General features: G+C 55.6%; 1 protein-coding gene. It reads right to left on the reverse strand.

Annotation, left to right across the window (positions count from 1 at the left end; all coding sequences use genetic code 11):
- The coding region (locus C400_RS26390; RefSeq protein WP_232795438.1) for a polyketide synthase dehydratase domain-containing protein at positions 1 to 1,162 on the reverse strand (1,162 nt) is incomplete at both ends.

Genomic DNA, 1,162 nt, shown 5'->3' on the forward strand with positions numbered 1-1,162 from the left:
CACCTCGTCGTACTTATTCACTGGTTGGGCTTGAACCGTAATGACCGTCCATTCCAGCGTCCGCTGTCCATACCCCAGATGCAGCATACTTTTGACGAGTCGGAATAACTGGATTACCCCCTCTTCTTGACCCTCAATTATCCGCTTCTCTCCCATGGCTGAGATTTCCGCTTCCGGGCCGATCCAGATTACATGGCGGATGCTTCCGCAAGCCTCCAGTTTTCCCTGAATATCCTCCACTGGCTCTCCTGTCTGAATAGGCACGACCTGCGCCTGCGGATAGTATGCCATCACGGCTTCCCGTCTCTCCCGGCTCCCGCCAATCAGAACTATGCCACTTCCAACAGACCCGGAAGGACCCGCTCCGTCTATGACCCTGCACGGCTCCCATACAGGCATTACAATCACCGTCTCTGCTGCCACTTCTACCTCAGACTGCTCCAAAGGATATGTCAAAGACTGCGTTAAAGAACGCGAACCCCCTCCCTGCAGTCGTGAGGTAAATCCGCGTAGACTTACGCATAATCTGCCAGTGTCGTCGTAGACATCGATACGCCGTTTTTGCACCCGCTCTTCCTGTACTTGCTCCCCTTCTTCGCTCATGTGTACCCACATCTGGCTTGTACACGGACCATACACGGTCAACTCCCCCAGGCTAAATGGCAGAGCTGGAGCGCCCGCTGTGTTTTCTTGCGGCGCCAGTAGGGTCAGCCCAATGGCTGCCTGTAGCGCCCCATCCATCAAGCTGGGATGAAGCACGTAGTCGTGGGCTGTTGCCGATACACTGGGAGGTAACGACACTCTCGCCCATACCTGACCCGCTCCGGCCTGCACGCTTTCCAGCGAGCGCTGGCCTGCTCCATATTCAATCCCCATCGCCGCAAATGCTTCATAACAGGCGGTAATCGGCACCTCTTGTGCACCCGCAGCCCAGTGCTCCGCAATCCGCTTCGTTATATCTTCCTGCACGTTTTCCACGTTGGTCACCACACGAGCAGTTCCTTGGCTGTACACCACATCTTCCGTTGCTCCCGTTGATCCCTTGTAGATTTCATAACCGATGTCACCTTCCTCGCCAGCCATCAGACGGAGCCTTACCTCTACCGGCTGCTCTTCGACTGTGATGGGCTGTATCCAGGTCACTTGCTGCAATTGCAACGTA

This window comes from Paenibacillus sp. ICGEB2008, assembly GCF_000307675.1.
Taxonomy (GTDB): Bacteria; Bacillota; Bacilli; order Paenibacillales; family Paenibacillaceae; genus Paenibacillus; species Paenibacillus polymyxa.